Source organism: Streptomyces sp. NPDC038280 (assembly GCF_055600045.1).
This window is the reverse complement of sequence record NZ_JBVJYZ010000001.1, coordinates 1,131,097-1,150,101: the sequence shown is the minus strand read 5'-3', so window position 1 is coordinate 1,150,101 and position 19,005 is coordinate 1,131,097. Positions and strand designations below refer to the sequence as shown.

Below are 19,005 nucleotides of genomic sequence, written 5' to 3'. Positions count from 1 at the left end.
GTGAGGCGGCGGTATTCGGGGAACCTTCTGGTCTCCCACCGCGTTTCTGCTACGTGCACAGTGACATCGCGGTGACAGGGTGTGGCGACAGGCGGGGTGCGGCTACCATGACCGGCACAAGGACGGACGGCGCAAGGGAGCCGTCCCCTGGGGCGGCGCCCGGTGCTTCCCCCGGCTCGGCGAGTCGGGGTGAGACCGTGCCGGGGCGAGGAGGACGGGGCATGGTGCAGAAGGCCAAGATCCTCCTGGTCGATGACCGGCCGGAGAATCTGCTGGCGCTGGAGGCCATCCTCTCTGCGCTCGATCAGACGCTGGTGCGGGCATCGTCAGGGGAGGAAGCGCTCAAGGCGCTGCTGACGGATGACTTCGCGGTCATTCTGCTGGACGTCCAGATGCCGGGAATGGACGGTTTCGAGACGGCCGCGCACATCAAGCGGCGGGAGCGGACCCGGGACATCCCGATCATCTTCCTCACCGCGATCAACCACGGCCCCCACCACACCTTCCGGGGATACGCGGCGGGCGCGGTCGACTACATCTCCAAGCCGTTCGACCCCTGGGTGCTGCGCGCCAAGGTGTCGGTCTTCGTAGAGCTGTACATGAAGAACTGCCAGCTGCGGGAGCAGGCCGCACTGCTCCGGCTCCAGCTGGAGGGCGGCGGCCAGAGCGGTATGGCCAAGGAGTCCGCCGGTCTCCTCGCCGAACTCTCCGCACGCCTCGCGGCAGTTGAGGAGCAGGCCGAGGCGCTGTCCAAGCAGCTGGACGACGACTCGGCGGACGCCGCTGCCGTCGCCACCGCCGCCCACCTGGAGCGCAAGCTGACCGGCCTGCGGCGCGCGCTGGACGCGCTGGAGCCCGGCGCCGGTCCCGGAGGCGGCGCGCACACCCTTCCCTCGCAGAGCTGACGGGCTCGCCCGCACGGCCGAGTCCCGCCGGTCATCGCCGTACCACCCGTCAGTTCGCCGTCCCCGCAAGGGCGACACGAACGGGTGAAGCGGTACGCACGCGTGTCCACCGCCGTTCACACCGGTAACCTCACCCCCATGGCCTCACGTACGTCCGGCAAGGGTTCCCAGGGCACGGCGGGCACCGCGAAGCCGCGCGCCGGCCGTACGACGGGCGCCGCGAAGAAGGCGGCCCCCGCCAAGAAGACCGCGGCAGCCAGGAAGGCCGCCCCCGCGAAGAAGGCACCTGCCAGGAAGGCCGCCGCGAAGAGGACGGCGCCCAGGCCCGCGCCGTCGCCCACCGGAGGCGTGTACCGGCTCGCGCGCGGGCTGTGGCTAGGCCTCGCGCACGCGATCGGCGCGATGTTCCGGGGAATAGGGCGGGGCGCGAAGGGCCTCGACCCCGCGCACCGCAAGGACGGTCTGGCGCTGCTGCTGCTCGGCGTCGCCCTGATCGTCGCGGCCGGCACCTGGTCCAACCTGCGCGGTCCGGTCGGCGACCTCGTCCAGATGCTCGTCACCGGCGCCTTCGGCCGCCTCGACCTGCTCGTCCCGCTGCTGATCGGCGCGATCGCGATCCGGCTGATCCTCTATCCCGAGAAGCCCGAGGCCAACGGGCGGATCGTGATCGGCCTCTCCGCGCTCGTCATCGGGGTGCTCGGCCAGGTGCACATCGCCTGCGGCTCACCCGGCCGCGGCGCGGGCACCGCCGCCATGCAGGACGCCGGCGGTCTGATCGGCTGGGGAGCGTCCAAGCCGCTGATCTTCATGATGGGTGAGGTCCTGGCCGTACCGCTGCTGGTGCTGCTCACCGTCTTCGGCCTGCTCGTCGTCACGGCCACCCCCGTCAACGCCATCCCACAGCGGTTGCGGGCGCTCGGCGTCCGGCTCGGCATCCTGGAGGCGCCGTACGAGCCGGAGCGCGGCGAGTCCGACGCCTACGACGAGGAGTGGCGCGAGGCGGGCCCCGCCCGGGGGCGGCGGCGCGGGCAGGCGCCCGCCGCCTACGACGCCGAGCGGGCCGAGGAGGACGCGCTCAGTGGGCGCAGGCGGCCGCGCAGGTCCTCCGTCCAGCCTTCCTTCGACCGGCCGATGGACGCGGTCGACGTGGCCGCCGCGGCCGCGGCGGCCCTCGACGGAGCCGTACTGAACGGAATGCCGCCGTCGCCGCTGGTCGCGGACCTCACCCGGGACGTCACCGCGGACCGGGACCGGGCGGCCGCGGCGGCCGCCCCCGAGGCCCCGGCCGCCGCGCCCGTGCCGCCGGCCCGCGACTCCGAGCGGCCGCGCCCCGGCGGCGCCGTACCGGACCTCACCAAGCCGGCGCCCGAGCGGTCCGAGCCGCTGCCGGCCCGCGCCGAGCAGTTGCAGCTCTCCGGGGACATCACCTACTCACTGCCCTCGCTCGACCTGCTGGAGCGCGGCGGGCCCGGAAAGACCCGGAGCGCGGCCAATGACGCGGTCGTCGCCTCGCTCAGCAATGTCTTCATGGAGTTCAAGGTCGACGCGGCCGTCACCGGTTTCACCCGTGGCCCGACGGTCACCCGCTACGAGGTGGAGCTCGGCCCTGCCGTGAAGGTCGAGCGGATCACCGCCCTGACCAAGAACATCGCGTACGCCGTCGCCAGCCCGGACGTCCGGATCATCTCGCCCATCCCCGGCAAGTCGGCCGTGGGCATCGAGATCCCGAACAGCGACCGGGAGATGGTGAACCTCGGAGACGTCCTGCGGCTGGCCGCCGCGGCCGAGGACGACCACCCGATGCTGGTGGCGCTCGGCAAGAACGTCGAGGGCGGCTACGAGATGGCCAACCTGGCGAAGATGCCGCACGTCCTGGTCGCCGGGGCCACCGGCTCCGGAAAGTCGTCCTGCATCAACTGCCTGATCACCTCGGTGATGATAAGAGCGACCCCGGAGGACGTCCGGATGGTCCTCGTCGACCCCAAGCGGGTCGAGCTGACCGCGTACGAGGGCATCCCACACCTGATCACGCCGATCATCACCAACCCGAAGCGGGCCGCGGAGGCCCTCCAGTGGGTCGTGCGCGAGATGGACCTGCGCTACGACGACCTGGCCGCCTTCGGCTTCCGGCACATCGACGACTTCAACGCGGCCATCCGCAGCGGCAAGGTGAAGCTGCCCGAGGGCAGTGAGCGCGAGCTGCAGCCGTACCCGTATCTGCTGGTCATCGTGGACGAGCTGGCGGACCTCATGATGGTCGCGCCGCGCGACGTCGAGGACGCCATCGTCCGCATCACCCAGCTGGCCCGCGCCGCCGGAATCCATCTGGTGCTCGCCACCCAGCGCCCGTCCGTCGACGTCGTCACCGGTCTGATCAAGGCGAATGTGCCCTCCCGGCTCGCCTTCGCGACCTCCTCGCTCGCCGACAGCCGTGTCATCCTCGACCAGCCGGGCGCGGAGAAGCTGATCGGCAAGGGTGACGGGCTGTTCCTGCCCATGGGGGCGAACAAGCCGATCCGTATGCAGGGCGCCTTCGTCACCGAGGACGAGGTCGCGGCCGTCGTGCAGCACTGCAAGGATCAGATGGCCCCGGTCTTCCGGGACGACGTCACCGTGGGAACCAAGCAGAAGAAGGAGATCGACGAGGACATCGGCGACGACCTGGACCTGCTGTGCCAGGCCGCGGAACTGGTCGTCTCCACGCAGTTCGGTTCGACCTCGATGCTCCAGCGCAAGTTGCGTGTCGGTTTCGCCAAGGCCGGCCGGCTGATGGACCTGATGGAGTCGCGCAACATCGTCGGGCCGAGCGAGGGCTCCAAGGCCCGGGACGTACTGGTGAAACCGGACGAACTGGATGGAGTCCTCGCGGTGATCCGCGGGGAGGGTTCCGCCTGATGGACGCCGAGGCTCACTCGTAAGGGAACAGTGGGCAACCGTTTCCCTTGGTCGTACGTCAAGTTGGAGGGAGGGACAGAAGCTTGTCCCGACCTCCTGTATCCGTCGGCCGCGCAACTGCCATTCCGATGGCGTACAAAGTGCGTCCGCCCGGTTGCCCCACCCTTTCGTACCACCCATAGACTGAACATCCAGCAGGTGGTTACACGCTCGAAAGGCGCCCTCGTGTCCATCGGCAACTCCCCCGAAGACGACCGGCCTTCCGACCGGCCTTCCGACCGGCCCTCCGAGCGGCCTCCCATCGGCCGCACACTCCAGCAGGCCCGTATCGCCTCGGGTCTGACCGTGGACGAGATCAGTGCGTCCACACGGGTGCGCATCCCGATCGTGCACGCGATCGAGGAGGGCGACTTCTCGCGCTGTGGCGGCGACGTCTACGCCCGCGGCCACATCCGCACGTTCGCGCGCGCCGTCGGGCTGAATCCCGCTCCGCTGGTCGAGCAGTACGACGCCGAGCACGGCGGCCGGCCGTCGCCGACGCCCGCCGCACCGCTCTTCGAGGCGGAACGTATCCGCCCCGAGCCGCGCCGCCCCAATTGGACCGCCGCCATGGTCGCGGCGATCGTCGCCGTGATCGGTTTCGTCGGCTTCACGATGTTCAACGGCGACGACGGCGACGACGGGGCCCGCCACGTGGCCGAGGGCCCGGCGCCGGAGAAGAAGCCCGCCCCCAAGCCGACCCCGACCAAGCCGGCGCCCAAGCCGGCCCCGTCGGAGAGTGCCATCGCCGCCGCGCAGGACAAGGTCACGGTGATGATGACCGCGATCGACGACAAGAGCTGGATCTCGGCCAAGGCCCACGACGGCAAGCTGCTCTTCGACGGTCTGCTGCAAAAGGGCGAGACCAAGACCTTCCAGGACGACGAGCGGATCGACCTCATCCTGGGCAACGCCGGGCCGATCGAGCTCTTCGTCAATGGCAAGAAGGTCGAGGAGGAGTTCGAGGACGGCCAGGTGGAGCGCCTGACGTACACCAAGGCGGACCCCGAGGTCGGCTGATCCGCGCTGATCCACTCGGGGGGTCAACCCTGAGCGGCGGGGGTGCGGCCGGGACGAAGTAGTCTTGAGCCCATGCCCGAACGCCGTACCGTCGCCCTTGTCACTCTTGGCTGCGCCCGTAACGAGGTGGACTCGGAGGAGCTCGCAGGCCGCTTGGCAGCGGACGGCTGGGAGCTCGTCGAGGACGCCTCCGACGCGGATGTCGCCGTCGTCAACACCTGTGGGTTCGTCGAAGCAGCCAAGAAGGACTCCGTCGACGCCCTCCTCGAAGCCAATGATCTGAAGGACCACGGCCGGACCCAGGCCGTGGTCGCCGTCGGCTGCATGGCCGAGCGGTACGGCAAGGAGCTCGCCGAGGCGCTCCCCGAGGCCGACGGAGTCCTCGGCTTCGACGACTACGCCGACATCTCCGACCGGCTCCAGACCATCCTCAACGGCGGCATCCACGCCTCCCACACCCCGCGCGACCGCCGCAAGCTGCTGCCGCTGAGCCCGGTGGAGCGCCAGCAGGCCGAGGTCGCCCTCCCCGGCCACGGCCAGCCCGCCGACCTGCCCGAGGGCGTCGCGCCGGCCTCCGGGCCGAGGGCGCCGCTGCGCCGCCGCCTCGACACCAGCCCCGTCGCCTCCGTGAAGCTGGCCTCCGGCTGCGACCGGCGCTGCTCCTTCTGTGCCATCCCGTCCTTCCGTGGCTCCTTCGTCTCGCGCCGCCCCGCCGATGTCCTCAGCGAGACGCGCTGGCTCGCCGAGCAGGGCGTGAAGGAGGTCATGCTGGTCTCCGAGAACAACACCTCGTACGGCAAGGACCTCGGCGACATCCGCCTGCTGGAGACCCTGCTGCCCGAGCTGGCGGCGGTCGACGGGATCGAGCGCGTCCGGGTCAGCTATCTGCAGCCCGCCGAGATGCGCCCCGGGCTGATCGACGTCCTGACCTCGACCGAGAAGGTCGCGCCGTACTTCGACCTCTCCTTCCAGCACAGCGCCCCCGCGGTGCTGCGCTCGATGCGGCGCTTCGGGGACACCGACCGCTTCCTGGAGCTGCTCGACACGATCCGGAGCAAGGCGCCGCTGGCCGGTGCCCGGTCCAACTTCATCGTCGGCTTCCCCGGCGAGACGGAGGCGGACTTCGCGGAGCTGGAACGCTTCATCACGCACGCGCGGCTCGACGCCATCGGCGTCTTCGGCTACTCCGACGAGGACGGCACCGAGGCGGCCACCTACGAGCACAAGCTCGACCAGGAAGTGGTCGACGAGCGGCTCGCGCACCTGTCGCGGCTCGCGGAGGAGCTGACCGCCCAGCGCGCGGAGGAGCGACTCGGCGAGACACTGGAAGTACTGGTCGAGTCGGCCGGTTCCGACGAGGAGGAAGAGCCCGCGGTGGGCCGCGCCGCCCACCAGGCCCCCGAGACCGACGGACAGGTCGTCTTCACCACGAACGAGGGACTCGTCCCCGGCCGTATGGTCACGGCCAAGGTCGTGGGGACCGAGGGCGTCGACCTCGTGGCCGAGTGCGTCGAACTTCTGGGGAACGACCCCCGGACCCCCTGTAGGGAGGCGGGCAGATGACGGGAGTCCCGGCACCCGCCGCGGGCGGCACGGGCAGGCCCGCGCCCGGCGGCAAGCTGGGCACCGCGGCCGTCAATCAGGCCAGCCTCTGGAACATCGCCAACATCCTGACCATGGTGCGGCTGGTACTCGTCCCGGGCTTCGTGCTGCTGCTCCTGCAGGACGGCGGATACGACCCCGCCTGGCGCGCCTGGGCCTGGGCGGCCTTCGCCGTCGCCATGATCACCGACATCTTCGACGGGCACCTCGCCCGTGCCTACAACCTGGTCACGGACTTCGGGAAGATCGCCGACCCGATCGCCGACAAGGCGATCATGGCGGCCGGTCTGATCTGTCTCTCCTGGCTCGGCGATCTGCCCTGGTGGGTGACCGGGGTGATCCTCTTCCGCGAGCTCGGGATCACGCTGATGCGGTTCTGGGTGATCCGGCACGGAGTGATTCCGGCCAGCCGCGGCGGAAAGATGAAGACCCTCGCCCAGGGCACCGCGGTCGGGATGTACGTCCTGGCTCTGACCGGGCCGCTCGCCACCCTGCGCTTCTGGGTGATGGCCGTGGCCGTCGTGCTGACGGTCGTCACCGGGCTCGACTACGTCCGACAAGCGGTGGTGCTGCGGCGCCAGGGGCTGGCCGCGGAGCGTGCGGCGGCGGCCGCGGCGGACTCCTCGGCGGGGTCGGGGCGATGAAAACGGCCGCCCGCGTCCTGCGACTGCTCACTGAGCGTCGCCAGACGGTGGCGGCCGCGGAGTCCCTCACGGGCGGCCTCGTGGCCGCGGAGCTCACCGACGCCCCCGGAGCCTCGGTCGCCTTCCGCGGGTCCGTCACGGCCTACGCGACGGCCCTCAAGGACGAGCTCCTCGGCGTCGACGGGACCCTTCTGGAGGAGCGGGGGGCGGTCGACCCCGAGGTCGCGCTGCAGATGGCGAGGGGTGTCCGCAGCCGGCTCGGCGCGGACTGGGGAGTGGCCACGACCGGTGTCGCGGGTCCGGAACCGCAGGACGGACAGCCCGTCGGGACGGTGTACGTGGCCGTCGCGGGTCCCGTCGGAGCCGGGAAAGTGGCCGCTCTGCGGTTGAACGGCGGCCGGGAGGAAATCCGTAGAGAGACTGTACGGAGCGTGCTGGAATTGCTCGCGGACGAACTCTCCGGGAATGCGCGGGCACAGGATACGGAACAGAACGGGGGGAATTGATGTTTGCAGCCCTGAGTGAACACGACATCGCTCCCCGCACGGCCGCAGCGCGAGGCGGTACGGTGGGGCGTGAAGGATGCGGCTACGCGGTCCGAGGAGGGAGCCACCGATGATTCTGCTCCGTCGCCTGCTTGGTGACGTGCTGCGTCGGCAGCGCCAGCGCCAGGGCCGTACTCTGCGCGAAGTCTCCTCGTCCGCCCGAGTTTCGCTCGGCTATCTCTCCGAGGTGGAGCGGGGGCAGAAGGAGGCTTCCTCCGAGCTGCTCTCCGCGATCTGCGACGCGCTTGACGTACGGATGTCCGAGCTCATGCGGGAAGTGAGCGACGAGCTGTCGCTGGCAGAGCTGGCCGAGTCGGCAGCGGCCAGTGAACCGGTGCCTGTGCCGGTGCGCCCGATGCTCAATTCCGTTTCGGTGACGTCGGTGGCGGGTGTGCCGACGGAGCGGGTGACCATCAAGGCACCCGCGGAAGCGGTCGACGTCGTCGCTGCTTGAAGGTGAAGTGGGCTGAGCCCTGGTCAGTGCCCGAGTGGCGGACCGGGGCTTTCGCCATTTCTCGGACGCCGTGGTCCCGTTCTCCCGGCCCGGAACCACGCCTTTCGGCCTTTCCCGCCAGCGTGTTTCGGCCGTCCTTCCCCACTGCCCAGGGGCGCTCTCCAAGTGCCTGGTTTAGGTCAAATGTGCAAAGGTAGACGGTACGTACGACCGTTGCACGACTGTTGGGAGAGTACGTATGTCCGTCGTGAAGAGCCCGCTGTCCGACACGGATCTGAAGACCGTCGGCGAAGCCCTGCGAGGCGCGCTGGTGGATCTGGTGGACCTCGGCCTGGTGGCCAAGCAGGTGCACTGGAATGTCGTCGGACCGCGTTTCCGCTCCGTCCACCTCCAGCTCGACGAGGTCGTCGACACGGCGCGCCAGCACTCCGACACCGTGGCGGAGAGGGCGTCCGCTCTCGGTGTCCCGCCGGACGGGCGGGCCGCGACGGTGGCCTCCGCCAGCGCGATCAAGGCCGTTCCGGAGGGATGGATCAAGGACACGGACGCGGTGCGCATCCTCGTCGACGGCCTGGCGGCCGTGATCGGGCGGATGCGCGAGCGGATCGAGGCGACCGCGGAGCCGGATCCGATCAGCCAGGACATCCTCATCGGATTGACCGCCGAGCTGGAGAAGCACCATTGGATGTTCCAGGCGGAGAGCGCGTAGGGGCGCCGAGTGGTGCACATACGCGCCTGTGAAGTCACCCGTGCGCCCTGCCGCCGCGTGATCGGTCCGGTCTAGCGTCGGCCGGAGGAGGCGGCATGGTACGGCGACGGGTCCCGCTCATAGCACTTGCGCTGATAGTGGGCGGACTGTGGTGGTGGGCGGTGCTGCGGGTGACGCTCGAACCGGAGCGCTCGGGGCTCGTCGAGGGAGCGGTGGCGGCCGGCGGCTGGGGTCTGAGCCTGCTACCGGTGCATGTGACGGCGCCTTCCGGGCGGCGGACCGCGGGGTTCGCGTCCGGCGGCGCCGCCTCGGCGTTGAGGATCCTCTCTACCAGGGCATGGCCACGCCGCCGTTCGGGCGCAGGATCTGACCGGTCGTGAAGGCCGAGGCGTCCGAGGCGAGATGGAGGACCGCGTGGGCGATGTCCTCGGGCTCGCCGACCCGGCCGAGCGGGGACATCCGAACCATGACCGACTCGATCCGCTGTTGGCTCTCCGTCTCGTGGCGGTCCGTCATGGGCGTACGGATCCAGCCGGGCGCCACCGCGTTGACCCGGATGCCGTGGGGGCCGACCTCGGTGGCCAGGGTCTTGGTCAGCTGGACCACCGCCGCCTTGGCCGCGCTGTAGCAGAGCAGTCCCGCGCTCGCCGCGTCCATCGCGCCTGATGCCATCGTGATGATGGAGCCGCGTGTGCCGGCGTCGATCATGGAGCGGGCCGCCTCCTGACAGGCGTACAGCACTCCCTTGAAGTTCACGGCCAGCACGCGGTCGAGGTCCTCGTCGCGGGTCTCCAGGACCGTGCTGGTGTGCATGATGCCGGCGATGGCGGCCATGACGTCGATCGGGCCGGCCCGGTGGACCGCTGTCCGCAGCTCGGCCTGGTCGGTGACGTCGAGCGGGTGCAGATGGGCGGCGCCGCCCCGCTGGGTGACGAGGGAGCGGGTCTCCTGCAGGCCGACCTCGTCGCGGTCCGCGCAGTGGACATGGGCGCCCGCCTCCGCGAGGAGCACCGCGACCGCGCGGCCGATACCGCTCGCGGCGCCGGTGATGAACGCGGTCCGGCCGGTGAGGTCGTACGCGGTGAGGGGCATGCGGGGACGGTACGACCGAATCTGACGGGTCGTCAACCAGTGGGTCCGCTTTGGCAGCCGGGGCACCAGTAGGTGACCCGGTCGCCCAGTTCGGCCTTGCGGACGGCGGCGCCGCAGCGGAGGCAGGGGCGGCCCTCTCGGCCGTAGACATAGAGCTGCTGGGCCGGATGCCTCGCCGTCGTGGTCCGCCTTTCGAACTGGTTCTTGTTCGCCTCCAGGAGGCGGTGTGCGGTGGCGACCAGGCGTTCGGGGATCCCGGGGGCGAGTTCCCCGAACGGGAGCCAGGGGGTGACGCCCGCCAGGAACGCGAGCTCCGACTTGTAGACGTTGCCGATGCCGGCCAGGTTGCGCTGGTCGAGCAGTGCGTCACCGAGCGGGCGTTCGGGGGCGGCGGCCAGTCTGCGGACCGCCTCCTCCGGGTCCCAGTCCGGGCCGAGGAGGTCGGGGCCCAGATGGCCGACGACGTTCTCCTCGTCGGAGGTGCGGAGCAGTTCCAGGACGGGGAGGCGGTAGCCGACGGCGGTGTGGGCGGCATTCGCGAGGATCGCCCGGATCTGATGGTTGGGGCCGCCGCGCCATCGCTCGTCGGGGTCGTAGATCCGCCAGGCGCCGTCCATCCGCAGATGCGAGTGCAGGGTCAGACCGCCCTCGACACGGGTGAGGAGGTGCTTGCCGCGCGGGGTGACGTCGAGGACCGTCCGGCCGGTGAGGTCGGCCGTGGCGAACCGCGGGACCCGCAGGTCGGACCGGGTCAGCACCTGGCCCGCGAGTGCCTTGTGCAGATGGCGGGCGGTCAGCCAGACGGTGTCTCCTTCGGGCATGGCATCCATGATGCGGGACGGGCGGCCGGGAGGCGGGATCCCCCGTCGGCCATGGGGCCGGAAGTACGGGATCCCCGGTGGGCCATGGGGGACCGAAGCGCGGGAGGCGGCCTCCGAGGCGGGGGCCCGGGGCTCCTGGGCTGGGGCCACTGGGGGTCAGGCGGCGGGCCCTCCCGTTACGCGCGCAGGCGGAGGCCCCTTGGTGTCGCGTGGAAACCGGCCGTCTCGAGGGCCCGGGACAGCGGTGAGGTGAGGGCCGCCTCGCCGTTGATCCGTTCCACCGTGACCGTGCCGAGGGAACCCGCGTGCGCTGCGGTGGCCAGGGCCTCGGCGGCCGCCCCGAACGCGGGATCGTCCGGGGCGGTCCGCCAGCACAGCAGCGACTTGCCGCCGCGCTCCATGTAGAGCGTGAGCTCGCCGTCGACCAGGACCACCAGGGCGCCCGCCTTGCGGCCCGGTTTGTGGCCGGCGCCCATGGGCGACTCGGGCCAGGGGAGCGCCGCACCATAGGCGTTGGCGGGGTCGGCGGCGGCGAGGACCACCGCGCGCGGAGCGGTCGTCTGCTCGGCGCGGTCTCGGGCGGTCGCCGCCGCGCGCAGCCGGTCGACAGCGCCGTCCATCGCGAACTGCGCGGCGCCCAGACCCTCCACCACATAGCCGCGCCGGGCCTGCCCGCTGTCCTCGAATGCGGAGAGGATCCGGTACGTGGCCGAGAAGCCGCCCTCGACGCCCTCGGCGGCGACCGCGCCCCGGGTGACGACGCCATGCCGGTCCAGCAGCGTGCGGGCCAGCGCGTGCGCGCGGTGGGTGGGATCCGGCTCGGCGGGGGGCAGCAGGGACCAGCGCCCACTCACCGTGGGCGGGCCCGTCCGGGACGCGGTCCGGGCGGCCGCGGTCAGCGTCCCGTACCGGCCGCGGGGGACCGTGCGCCGGGCGCGGTGCGCGGTGGAGCCCGCCGTGCGCCCGGAGCCGAGCAGCGCGCGCAGGGGTGAGAGCGTGTCGTTGGTGAGCCGGCCCGACCACGCCAGGTCCCACAGGGCGTCCGCGAGCTGGGGGTCGGTCGCGTCGGGGTGCGTGGTGGCGCGGACCTGGTCGGCGATCTGCCGGAAGAACAGTCCGTAACCGCCGCTGAGGGCGGTCAGCACGGATTCGTGCAGGGCGGTCAGCTCCAGCGGGTGGGCCGGAGGGAGCAGCAGGGGCGCGGCATCGGCGAGGTAGAGGGAGACCCAGCCGTCCTTGCCCGGCAGGGCGCCGGCGCCGGCCCAGACGACCTCGCCCGTCGTGGTCAGTTCGTCGAGCAGGGCGGGGGAGTAGCCGGTGACCCGGGACGGCAGGATCAGCTTCTCGAGCGCCGAGGCGGGCACGGGCGCGCCCTGAAGCTGCTCGATGGCCCGGGCCAGCCCGTCGATGCCCCGCAGACTGCTGCTGCCCAGATGCTGCCACTGCGGGAGGAACGTGGCGAGCGCGGCCGGCGGCACCGGTTCGAGCTCATGGCGCAGGGCCGCGAGCGAGCGGCGGCGGAGCCGTCGAAGTACCGCCGCGTCGCACCACTCCTGGCCGATCCCGGAGGGATGGAACTCGCCCTGGACCACCCGGCCCGCCGCGGCGAGACGCTGGAGCGCCCCGTCGGTGACGGCCGCGCCGAGGCCGAAGCGGGCGGCGGCCTGCGTGGAGGTGAAGGGGCCGTGCGTGCGGGCGTACCGGGCGAGCAGGTCGCCGAGCGGGTCCTTCACCGGCTCGGTGAAGGCCTCGGGGACACCTACCGGGAGCGCGGTTCCCAGCGCGTCGCGGAGCCGGCCCGCGTCCTCGACGGCCGCCCAGTGGTCGGTTCCCGCGATACGGACCCGGATCGCGCGGCGTGTCTCGGCGAGCCGCCCGGGCCAGGCCGGATCCGCGCCCCGCTCCACCAACTCGACCTCGGTGAGCGGGCCGAGGACCCGCAGCAGGTCCGCGACGCCCTCCACGTCCTTGATCCGGCGGTCCTCGGTGAGCCACTGGAGCTCCTGCTCCAGCTCGGTGAGGACGTCCACGTCCAGCAGCTCGCGCAGCTCCGCCTGTCCGAGCAGCTCGGCCAGCAGCCGGGAGTCCAGGGAGAGCGCGGCGGCGCGCCGCTCGGCGAGCGGCGAGTCGCCCTCGTACAGGAACTGCGCCACATAGCCGAAGAGCAGTGACCGGGCGAAGGGGGACGGCTCGGGGGTGGTGACCTCGACGAGGCGGACCCGCCGGGATTCGATGTCACCCATCAACTCCGTGAGCCCGGGGACGTCGAAGACGTCCTGCAGGCACTCCCTGACCGCTTCGAGAACGATCGGGAACGAACCGAACTCGCTCGCCACCTGGAGCAGTTGCGCCGCGCGCTGGCGTTGCTGCCACAGCGGTGTGCGCTTGCCCGGATTGCGGCGGGGCAGCAGCAGGGCGCGGGCGGCGCACTCACGGAACCGGGCGGCGAACAGCGCGGAGCCGCCGACCTGGTCGGTGACGATCTGGCTGACGTCACCCTTGTCGAAGGCGACGTCGCCCGCCCCGATCGGGGCCTGCTCGCTGTCGTACTCCAGGCCGGGCGCCGCCGGATCCTGGTCGAGGAAGTCCAGCCCCATCAGGTCGGCGTCGGGCAGCCGCAGCACGATGCCGTCGTCGGCGTGCATGACCTGGGCGTCCATGCCGTACCGCTCGGCGAGGCGGGCTCCGAGCGCCAGCGCCCACGGGGCGTGGACCTGAGCGCCGAAGGGGGAGTGGACCACCACACGCCAGTCGCCCAGTTCGTCGCGGAACCGCTCGACGAGGATCGTGCGGTCGTCGGGGATGTGGCCGCAGGCGCGCCGCTGCTCGTCCAGGTACGCGAGGACATTGCCGGCGGCCCAGTCGTCGAGGCCCGCCGCCAGCAGACGCAGGCGCGCGTCGTCGGGGGCCATGGATCCGACCTCGCGCAGGAACGCCCCGACCGCGCGACCCAGTTCAAGCGGCCGGCCCAGCTGGTCGCCCTTCCAGAACGGCAGCCGCCCCGGTACCCCCGGGGCCGGCGACACCAGGACCCGGTCGCGGGTGATGTCCTCGATGCGCCACGAGGTCGTGCCCAGGGTGAACACATCGCCGACCCGGGACTCGTAGACCATCTCCTCGTCGAGCTCACCGACCCGGCCGCCGCCCTTCTTCGGATCGGCGCCCGCCAGGAAGACCCCGAAGAGCCCCCGGTCCGGGATGGTGCCGCCCGAGGTGACCGCGAGCCGCTGCGCGCCCGGGCGGCCCGTGACCGTGCCCGCGACGCGGTCCCACACCACCCGGGGGCGCAACTCGGCGAACGCGTCCGACGGATAGCGTCCGGCGAGCATGTCCAGTACGGCGGTGAACGCCGACTCGGGCAGCGAGGCGAACGGCGCGGCCCTGCGGACGACGGTCAGGAGATCGTCGACCTGCCAGGTGTCCAGCGCGACCATCGCCACCAGCTGCTGGGCCAGCACGTCCAGCGGGTTGGCGGGGACACGCATCGACTCGATGGAGCCACTGCGCATCCGCTCGGTGACGACCGCCGCCTGCACCAGATCGCCGCGGTACTTGGGAAAGACGACACCGGTCGACACCGCACCGACCTGGTGCCCGGCCCGGCCCACCCGCTGAAGGCCGGAGGCGACCGACGGCGGTGACTCGACCTGGACCACCAGGTCCACCGCGCCCATGTCGATCCCCAGCTCCAGACTGGAGGTGGCCACGACGGCGGGCAGCCGGCCCGCCTTGAGGTCCTCCTCCACCAGGGCGCGCTGCTCCTTCGAGACCGAGCCGTGGTGCGCCCGGGCCAGCAGCGGCGGCGCGCCCTGCGCGGCGCCGGACTGGGCCATGATCTCGGCCGGGGGCGAGCCCTCCGGAAGGGGCTCGCCCATGGCCCGCTCGTACGCGATCTCGTTGAGCCGGTTGCACAGCCGCTCGGCGAGCCGCCGCGAGTTGGCGAAGACGATCGTCGAGCGGTGCGACTGGACGAGATCGGCGATCCGCTCCTCCACGTGCGGCCAGATCGAAGGCTTCTCGGCCTGACCGGCATCCGACGCGGGCGAGCCGCCGAGCTCACCGAGATCTTCCACCGGCACGACCACGGAGAGATCGAACTCCTTGCCGGACGCCGGCTGGACGATCTCCACCTTGCGTTGCGGTGAGAGGTAGCGGGCCACCTCGTCCACCGGCCGCACGGTCGCGGACAGGCCGATCCGGCGGGCCGGCCGCGGCAGCAGCTCGTCCAGCCGCTCCAGGGAGACCGCGAGATGAGCACCCCGCTTCGTCCCGGCGACCGCGTGCACCTCGTCCAGGATCACCGTCTCGACACCGGACAGCGCGTCCCGCGTGGAGGACGTGAGCATCAGGAACAGCGACTCGGGCGTGGTGATCAGGATGTCCGGCGGTTTGGTGGCCAGCGACCGGCGCTCGGCCGGCGGGGTGTCGCCCGAGCGGATGCCCACCCGCACCTCCGGCTCGGGCAGTCCGAGCCGCACCGATTCGTGCCGGATGCCCGTGAGCGGGCTGCGCAGATTGCGCTCGACGTCGACCGCGAGGGCCTTCAGCGGTGACACGTACAGCACCCGGCAGCGCTTCTTCGTCTCCGCGGGAGGCGGTGTGGACGCCAGGCCGTCCAGCGCGGCGAGAAAGGCGGCCAGCGTCTTTCCCGAGCCGGTCGGGGCCACCACCAGGACGTCGGAGCCCTCCTGGATCGCCCGCCAGGCGCCCTCCTGGGCGGCGGTGGGCGCGCTGAAGGCCCCCGCGAACCAGGCGCGGGTCGCGGGGGAGAAGGAGTCGAGCGCAGTCCTGGCCATGCCCCCCATCGTGCACCCGGCCACTGACAACCGGCGTCCACGGCATGGACGAGCAGGTCAGCGGCGTACGGTCCGGCGCAGAATGGGGGTATGGCGAGCGAGCCGACGGGCGAACGGAAGGACGAGTGGGCCAGACACTGGCAGTACCCGGGCGTGCCCGGACTTGATCTGCTCAAGGCCCGCTACGTGCGCCACTCCTTCACTCGCCACAGCCACGAGGGATTCGTTCTCGGCGCCGTCCGGCGGGGGGCCGAGGACGTGGTCATGCCCCAGGGCACGATCCGGGCCCGGCCTGGCACGGTGGTCATGATCAACCCGGAGGTGCCGCACGCCGCGCACGCGGGAGTGCCCGAGGGCTGGTCGTACGCCACGCTCTACCCGTCGTCGCAGCTGGTGGCCTCGATCGCTGCCGAGGAGACGACCCTGCGCGGCACACCCGGATTCGCCGAGACGATCGTCGAGGACGAGGACACCGCACTACTGGTCCGCGCGGTGCACCGGGCGGCCGAGGAGGGCAACGCGCTCGCCGCCGACAGCGTGCTCCGGGTCGCCGTCGCCCGGCTGCTGCGACGCCACGGCCAGTCACTGCCCGTCCGTAAGCCCCAGGCGGCCGGGGCCCGTACCGCCGCCCTGGCCAAGGAGCTCCTTCAGGAGCGCATGGCCGAGCCGCCGTCCCTGGAGCAGCTCGCCCACGAGCTCGGCACCAGCCCCTTCGCGCTGCTGCGCGCCTTCAAGGGGTCCTACGGCATGCCGCCGCACGCCTGGCTCACCAACGCGCGCGTGCGCACCGCCCGCCGTCTCCTGGAAGCCGGCACGGCGCCCGCGGAGGCCGCCGCCGCGGTCGGCTTCACCGACCAGCCGCACCTCAATCGGCATTTCACCCGGATCGTGGGGGTTCCACCGGGTGCGTACCAGCGTGAGCGCGCAATAACGTACAAGACCCGAGACGATCTTTCCTCGTAGCGTCCTCGACGTGGCAGAACAGACAGCACCTCCAGTCATACGGGACGCGCCGAAGCCGGACGCGGCCGTCGTCCGTGACGCGCTCGGCGTCGGTATCGCCGTTGGACTCTCCGGCTTCGCCTTCGGGGTGACCTCCGCGGGGGCGGGGCTGAGCATCCTCCAGACCTGCGCGCTCAGCCTTCTCGTCTTCACGGGCGCCTCCCAGTTCGCGCTCGTCGGGGCGCTGGCGGCCGGCGGAAATCCGCTCACGGCCGCGGCGGGAGCGTTCTTCCTCGGCACCCGCAACGCCTTCTACGGGCTGCGGCTGTCCCAGCTCCTGTCCCTGCCCCGGGCCGTGCGCCCCCTCGCCGCTCACTGGGTCATCGACGAGACGACAGCCGTCTCCCTGGCCCAACCGACCCGGCGCGCCGCCCGGATCGGCTTCACGGTCACCGGCCTCACGCTCTATGTGCTGTGGAACCTCACCACCCTCCTCGGCGCGCTGGGCGCCGAGGCCATCGGTGACACCGAGGCGTGGGGGCTGGACGCGGCCGGCCCCGCCGTCTTCCTCGCTCTGCTCGCACCCATGCTGCGGAGCACCACGGAACGGCTCGTCGCCGCGCTCGCCGTCGTCCTCGGCCTGGGCTTCCTGCCGGTACTGCCCGCCGGGGTGCCGGTACTGGTGGCCGCGCTCGCCGCGCCCGCCGTCCTCTGGTTCGAGGGTCGCGGGATCGCCGGCCGTCGGGCCGGCCGTACGAAGGAGGAGGACCGTTGAGCGTCTGGATCGCGATCGGGCTGACCGCCGCCGGCTGCTACCTGGTCAAGCTCGCCGGGCTGCTGGTCCCGGACGGGGCACTCGAGCGGCCCCTGGTGCGGCGGCTGTCCGCGCTGCTGCCCGTGGCGCTGCTGGCCGCGCTGACCGCTCAGCAGACCTTCAGCGCGAACAGCGCACTGGTCCTCGACGCCCGGGCCGCGGGCCTCGCCGCGGCGGCGGTCGCCCTCGTTCTGCGGGCGCCGTTCCTGGTCGTCGTCGGAGCCGCGGTCGTGGTGACGGCGGGGGTACGGGCCCTCGGCGGCTGAAGGGCTGAACCGGTCGCATGGCGGGGCCCGCGGCTGCCCGGGGCGGGCCTTCCGGCCCGCTCCCCGGGGGCCTGCCTCCTCAGTCGATGGGGCGGCCGTGCGCCCGGAGCGTACGCAGGGCCTCGATCGTCACAATGGGCCGCCACTCCAGGGACGTGCCCGGCGCCCACTCGCGCCAATTGATCGGCCACCCGCCGTCCTCCTGCTGCTCGGCCGTCAGGTGGTCCAGGGAGCGCCCCATCTCCTCGTCCGTGAACCACCGACGGGCCAGCGAATCCGGCACGCGCGCGTAGTCGTGGGGAAAGTGGCGCTCGCCGGGCGCGTACCCCGGGGCCGGGGGATAGGCCTCGGGATGCGCCGGGTCCAGTACCGCGAGCCGCTGCTCGCGCACCAGCCGGCCGAGGCGGTCGGCCGCCGCCTCCGCGCGCGCCCGGTCGGGCACTCCGTCGAGGAAGGCGATCGCCGCCTGGAGCTCATAGGGATGCGACTTCTCCAGCGCGTCCACGGCGGCCCAGCAGAAGTCCGTCGCGCGAAAGAGCCAGGCGTGCCAGACCTGGTTGCGGTGGAGCAGACCCACCACCGGTCCGGTCGCCAGCAGGTCACCCGGTGGGTGGTCGGTGAGTGGCAGGAAGGGCGCGTACGGATACTCGCGCAGCGAGGGATGGAGCGCCGGGAGCGCCCCCTCGTGCGTGGACACCTCCGTCAGATAGCGGCAGATCCGCTCCACCCGCAGTCCGCCGCAGCGGCCGATGGACTCCAGCACCCGCAGGGCGTGCGCGGTGTGCAGAGGCTGGCTGACCGGACCGCGCAGATCGGGCTCCAAGGCGTGGCCGTAGCCGCCGTCCTCGTTCAGATACGCGCTGAGCGCGACCTCGACGGGGTCGGTGCCGCCGCGCAGGAAGTGGTAAGCGAACCGCCGCTGTTCGAGCACGCGGGCCGTCAGCCAGATGAAATGTTCGGCTCGTGCGAGGGGAGTTCCAGCCATGGTCCGACCGTAGGGGGCAATGCCGTCCGGACAAGCCCTACGGACAGGGCTGCACTCTCAGGAGCGGGATACTGGTGTCATGCGGTTGACGATTTTCTGGGAGCGGATGGCGGACCACTTCGGTGAGTCGTACGCCGAGTCCTTCGCGCGGGACCATGTCATGTCCGAGCTTGGGGGCCGCACGGTCCGTGAGGCGCTGGACGCGGGGTGGGAGGCCAAGGACGTGTGGCGTGCGGTGTGCGCGGCCGTGGGCGTCCCAGAAAGCAAGCGCTGACATGTACTGACATATGCGCGTACGCGGTGGTGGGGGGAACGGGACAGGGCCGGATGTCGGTCCGGTGCGCGAGACTGGCGGGGTGGCCCCGACTGACGAGACCGAGAAGTACCCCGAGCCCGCGGTGAGCCCCGGCCCGGGGACCGGCCCCGAGCACGGGAAGAGTGCCGGGACCGGGAAGCCCGCCGGCAAGCCGGACCAG

Annotated in this window: 17 protein-coding genes; 13 read left to right on the top strand and 4 right to left on the bottom strand. The window is 71.9% G+C overall.

All coding sequences use genetic code 11. The features are described from left to right. The first annotated feature begins 221 nt into the window (after positions 1-221). From ACZ7J0_RS05045 to ACZ7J0_RS05005, 9 genes are all read left to right on the top strand, one after another. The gene (locus tag ACZ7J0_RS05045; protein ID WP_470884047.1) at positions 222-905 is read left to right on the top strand and encodes a response regulator; all 684 of its coding nucleotides are present in this window, start codon (positions 222-224) and stop codon (positions 903-905) included. A gap of 138 nt (positions 906-1,043) precedes the next feature. Then, positions 1,044-3,800, top strand: a complete 2,757-nt coding sequence (locus ACZ7J0_RS05040) for a DNA translocase FtsK (protein WP_470884045.1) — start codon at positions 1,044-1,046, stop codon at positions 3,798-3,800. A gap of 225 nt (positions 3,801-4,025) precedes the next feature. After that, positions 4,026-4,859 (top strand): helix-turn-helix domain-containing protein, encoded by an 834-nt coding sequence (locus ACZ7J0_RS05035; protein ID WP_470884043.1) that lies wholly within the window; start codon positions 4,026-4,028, stop codon positions 4,857-4,859. Positions 4,860-4,931: 72 nt separating this feature from the next. Next, positions 4,932-6,422, top strand: a complete 1,491-nt coding sequence (gene rimO, locus ACZ7J0_RS05030) for a 30S ribosomal protein S12 methylthiotransferase RimO (protein WP_470884041.1) — start codon at positions 4,932-4,934, stop codon at positions 6,420-6,422. Next, positions 6,419-7,105 carry a CDP-diacylglycerol--glycerol-3-phosphate 3-phosphatidyltransferase gene (pgsA, locus tag ACZ7J0_RS05025; RefSeq protein WP_470884039.1) on the top strand — a complete coding sequence of 229 codons (687 nt, stop codon included), beginning with the start codon at positions 6,419-6,421 and terminating at the stop codon, positions 7,103-7,105. The genes rimO and pgsA overlap by 4 nt, the downstream gene beginning before the upstream one ends. Continuing rightward, positions 7,102-7,611: a CinA family protein gene (locus tag ACZ7J0_RS05020; RefSeq protein ID WP_470884037.1), complete on the top strand. Its 510-nt coding sequence runs from the start codon at positions 7,102-7,104 to the stop codon at positions 7,609-7,611. Before pgsA ends, ACZ7J0_RS05020 begins: the two co-directional genes overlap by 4 nt. Positions 7,612-7,720: 109 nt before the next feature. Beyond that, the gene (locus tag ACZ7J0_RS05015; protein ID WP_462746070.1) at positions 7,721-8,104 is read left to right on the top strand and encodes a helix-turn-helix domain-containing protein; all 384 of its coding nucleotides are present in this window, start codon (positions 7,721-7,723) and stop codon (positions 8,102-8,104) included. Positions 8,105-8,342: 238 nt separating this feature from the next. Continuing rightward, a complete protein-coding gene (locus tag ACZ7J0_RS05010) occupies positions 8,343-8,813 on the top strand; it encodes a Dps family protein (protein WP_470884035.1) in 471 nt (156 codons plus the stop codon). Positions 8,814-8,908: 95 nt separating this feature from the next. After that, positions 8,909-9,193 carry a hypothetical protein gene (locus ACZ7J0_RS05005; protein WP_470884033.1) on the top strand — a complete coding sequence of 95 codons (285 nt, stop codon included), beginning with the start codon at positions 8,909-8,911 and terminating at the stop codon, positions 9,191-9,193. Here ACZ7J0_RS05005 and ACZ7J0_RS05000 read toward each other — a convergent pair. From ACZ7J0_RS05000 to ACZ7J0_RS04990, 3 genes are all read right to left on the bottom strand, one after another. Then, complete coding sequence (locus tag ACZ7J0_RS05000) at positions 9,141-9,905, bottom strand: SDR family NAD(P)-dependent oxidoreductase (RefSeq protein ID WP_470884031.1); 765 nt, start codon at positions 9,903-9,905, stop codon at positions 9,141-9,143. The two genes, ACZ7J0_RS05005 and ACZ7J0_RS05000, sit on opposite strands and share 53 nt — an antisense overlap. A 32-nt stretch (positions 9,906-9,937) precedes the next feature. Beyond that, on the bottom strand, positions 9,938-10,726 hold the full coding sequence (locus tag ACZ7J0_RS04995; RefSeq protein WP_470884029.1) for an Fpg/Nei family DNA glycosylase: 789 nt from the start codon (positions 10,724-10,726) through the stop codon (positions 9,938-9,940). Positions 10,727-10,902: 176 nt separating this feature from the next. After that, positions 10,903-15,522: an ATP-dependent helicase gene (locus ACZ7J0_RS04990; protein WP_470884027.1), complete on the bottom strand. Its 4,620-nt coding sequence runs from the start codon at positions 15,520-15,522 to the stop codon at positions 10,903-10,905. 90 nt (positions 15,523-15,612) lie between these two features. Here ACZ7J0_RS04990 and ACZ7J0_RS04985 point away from each other — a divergent pair, with 90 nt between their 5' ends. The 3 genes from ACZ7J0_RS04985 to ACZ7J0_RS04975 are packed head-to-tail and all read left to right on the top strand — an operon-like array spanning position 15,613 to position 17,544. Next, positions 15,613-16,485, top strand: a complete 873-nt coding sequence (locus ACZ7J0_RS04985; protein ID WP_470884025.1) for an AraC family transcriptional regulator — start codon at positions 15,613-15,615, stop codon at positions 16,483-16,485. A 10-nt stretch (positions 16,486-16,495) separates the two neighbouring features. Further along, entirely contained in the window at positions 16,496-17,239 is a 744-nt protein-coding gene (locus ACZ7J0_RS04980; RefSeq protein ID WP_470884023.1) for an AzlC family ABC transporter permease, read from the top strand. Further along, the gene (locus ACZ7J0_RS04975; protein ID WP_468704729.1) at positions 17,236-17,544 is read left to right on the top strand and encodes an AzlD domain-containing protein; all 309 of its coding nucleotides are present in this window, start codon (positions 17,236-17,238) and stop codon (positions 17,542-17,544) included. Before ACZ7J0_RS04980 ends, ACZ7J0_RS04975 begins: the two co-directional genes overlap by 4 nt. 79 nt (positions 17,545-17,623) lie before the next feature. On the opposite strand, the gene ACZ7J0_RS04970 is transcribed toward ACZ7J0_RS04975, so the two are convergent. After that, positions 17,624-18,529 carry a hypothetical protein gene (locus tag ACZ7J0_RS04970; protein WP_470884021.1) on the bottom strand — a complete coding sequence of 302 codons (906 nt, stop codon included), beginning with the start codon at positions 18,527-18,529 and terminating at the stop codon, positions 17,624-17,626. Between the two features lie 79 nt (positions 18,530-18,608). Between ACZ7J0_RS04970 and ACZ7J0_RS04965 the strand changes: the two genes are divergently transcribed. Then, positions 18,609-18,803, top strand: a complete 195-nt coding sequence (locus ACZ7J0_RS04965; RefSeq protein ID WP_470884020.1) for a DUF3046 domain-containing protein — start codon at positions 18,609-18,611, stop codon at positions 18,801-18,803. Positions 18,804-19,005 lie beyond the last annotated feature (202 nt).

Bases quoted from the DNA above. Each gene is read 5' to 3' on its own strand.
- ACZ7J0_RS05000 (WP_470884031.1), bottom strand. From the start codon at position 9,905: ATGCCCCTCACCGCGTACGACCTCACCGGCCGGACCGCGTTCATCACC.
- ACZ7J0_RS05020 (WP_470884037.1), top strand. From the start codon at position 7,102: ATGAAAACGGCCGCCCGCGTCCTGCGACTGCTCACTGAGCGTCGCCAG.
- ACZ7J0_RS05010 (WP_470884035.1), top strand. From the start codon at position 8,343: ATGTCCGTCGTGAAGAGCCCGCTGTCCGACACGGATCTGAAGACCGTC.
- rimO (WP_470884041.1), top strand. From the start codon at position 4,932: ATGCCCGAACGCCGTACCGTCGCCCTTGTCACTCTTGGCTGCGCCCGT.
- ACZ7J0_RS04965 (WP_470884020.1), top strand. From the start codon at position 18,609: ATGCGGTTGACGATTTTCTGGGAGCGGATGGCGGACCACTTCGGTGAG.
- ACZ7J0_RS04990 (WP_470884027.1), bottom strand. From the start codon at position 15,522: ATGGCCAGGACTGCGCTCGACTCCTTCTCCCCCGCGACCCGCGCCTGG.
- ACZ7J0_RS05005 (WP_470884033.1), top strand. From the start codon at position 8,909: ATGGTACGGCGACGGGTCCCGCTCATAGCACTTGCGCTGATAGTGGGC.
- ACZ7J0_RS04985 (WP_470884025.1), top strand. From the start codon at position 15,613: ATGGCGAGCGAGCCGACGGGCGAACGGAAGGACGAGTGGGCCAGACAC.
- ACZ7J0_RS05015 (WP_462746070.1), top strand. From the start codon at position 7,721: ATGATTCTGCTCCGTCGCCTGCTTGGTGACGTGCTGCGTCGGCAGCGC.
- ACZ7J0_RS04970 (WP_470884021.1), bottom strand. From the start codon at position 18,529: ATGGCTGGAACTCCCCTCGCACGAGCCGAACATTTCATCTGGCTGACG.
- pgsA (WP_470884039.1), top strand. From the start codon at position 6,419: ATGACGGGAGTCCCGGCACCCGCCGCGGGCGGCACGGGCAGGCCCGCG.
- ACZ7J0_RS05040 (WP_470884045.1), top strand. From the start codon at position 1,044: ATGGCCTCACGTACGTCCGGCAAGGGTTCCCAGGGCACGGCGGGCACC.
- ACZ7J0_RS05045 (WP_470884047.1), top strand. From the start codon at position 222: ATGGTGCAGAAGGCCAAGATCCTCCTGGTCGATGACCGGCCGGAGAAT.
- ACZ7J0_RS04995 (WP_470884029.1), bottom strand. From the start codon at position 10,726: ATGCCCGAAGGAGACACCGTCTGGCTGACCGCCCGCCATCTGCACAAG.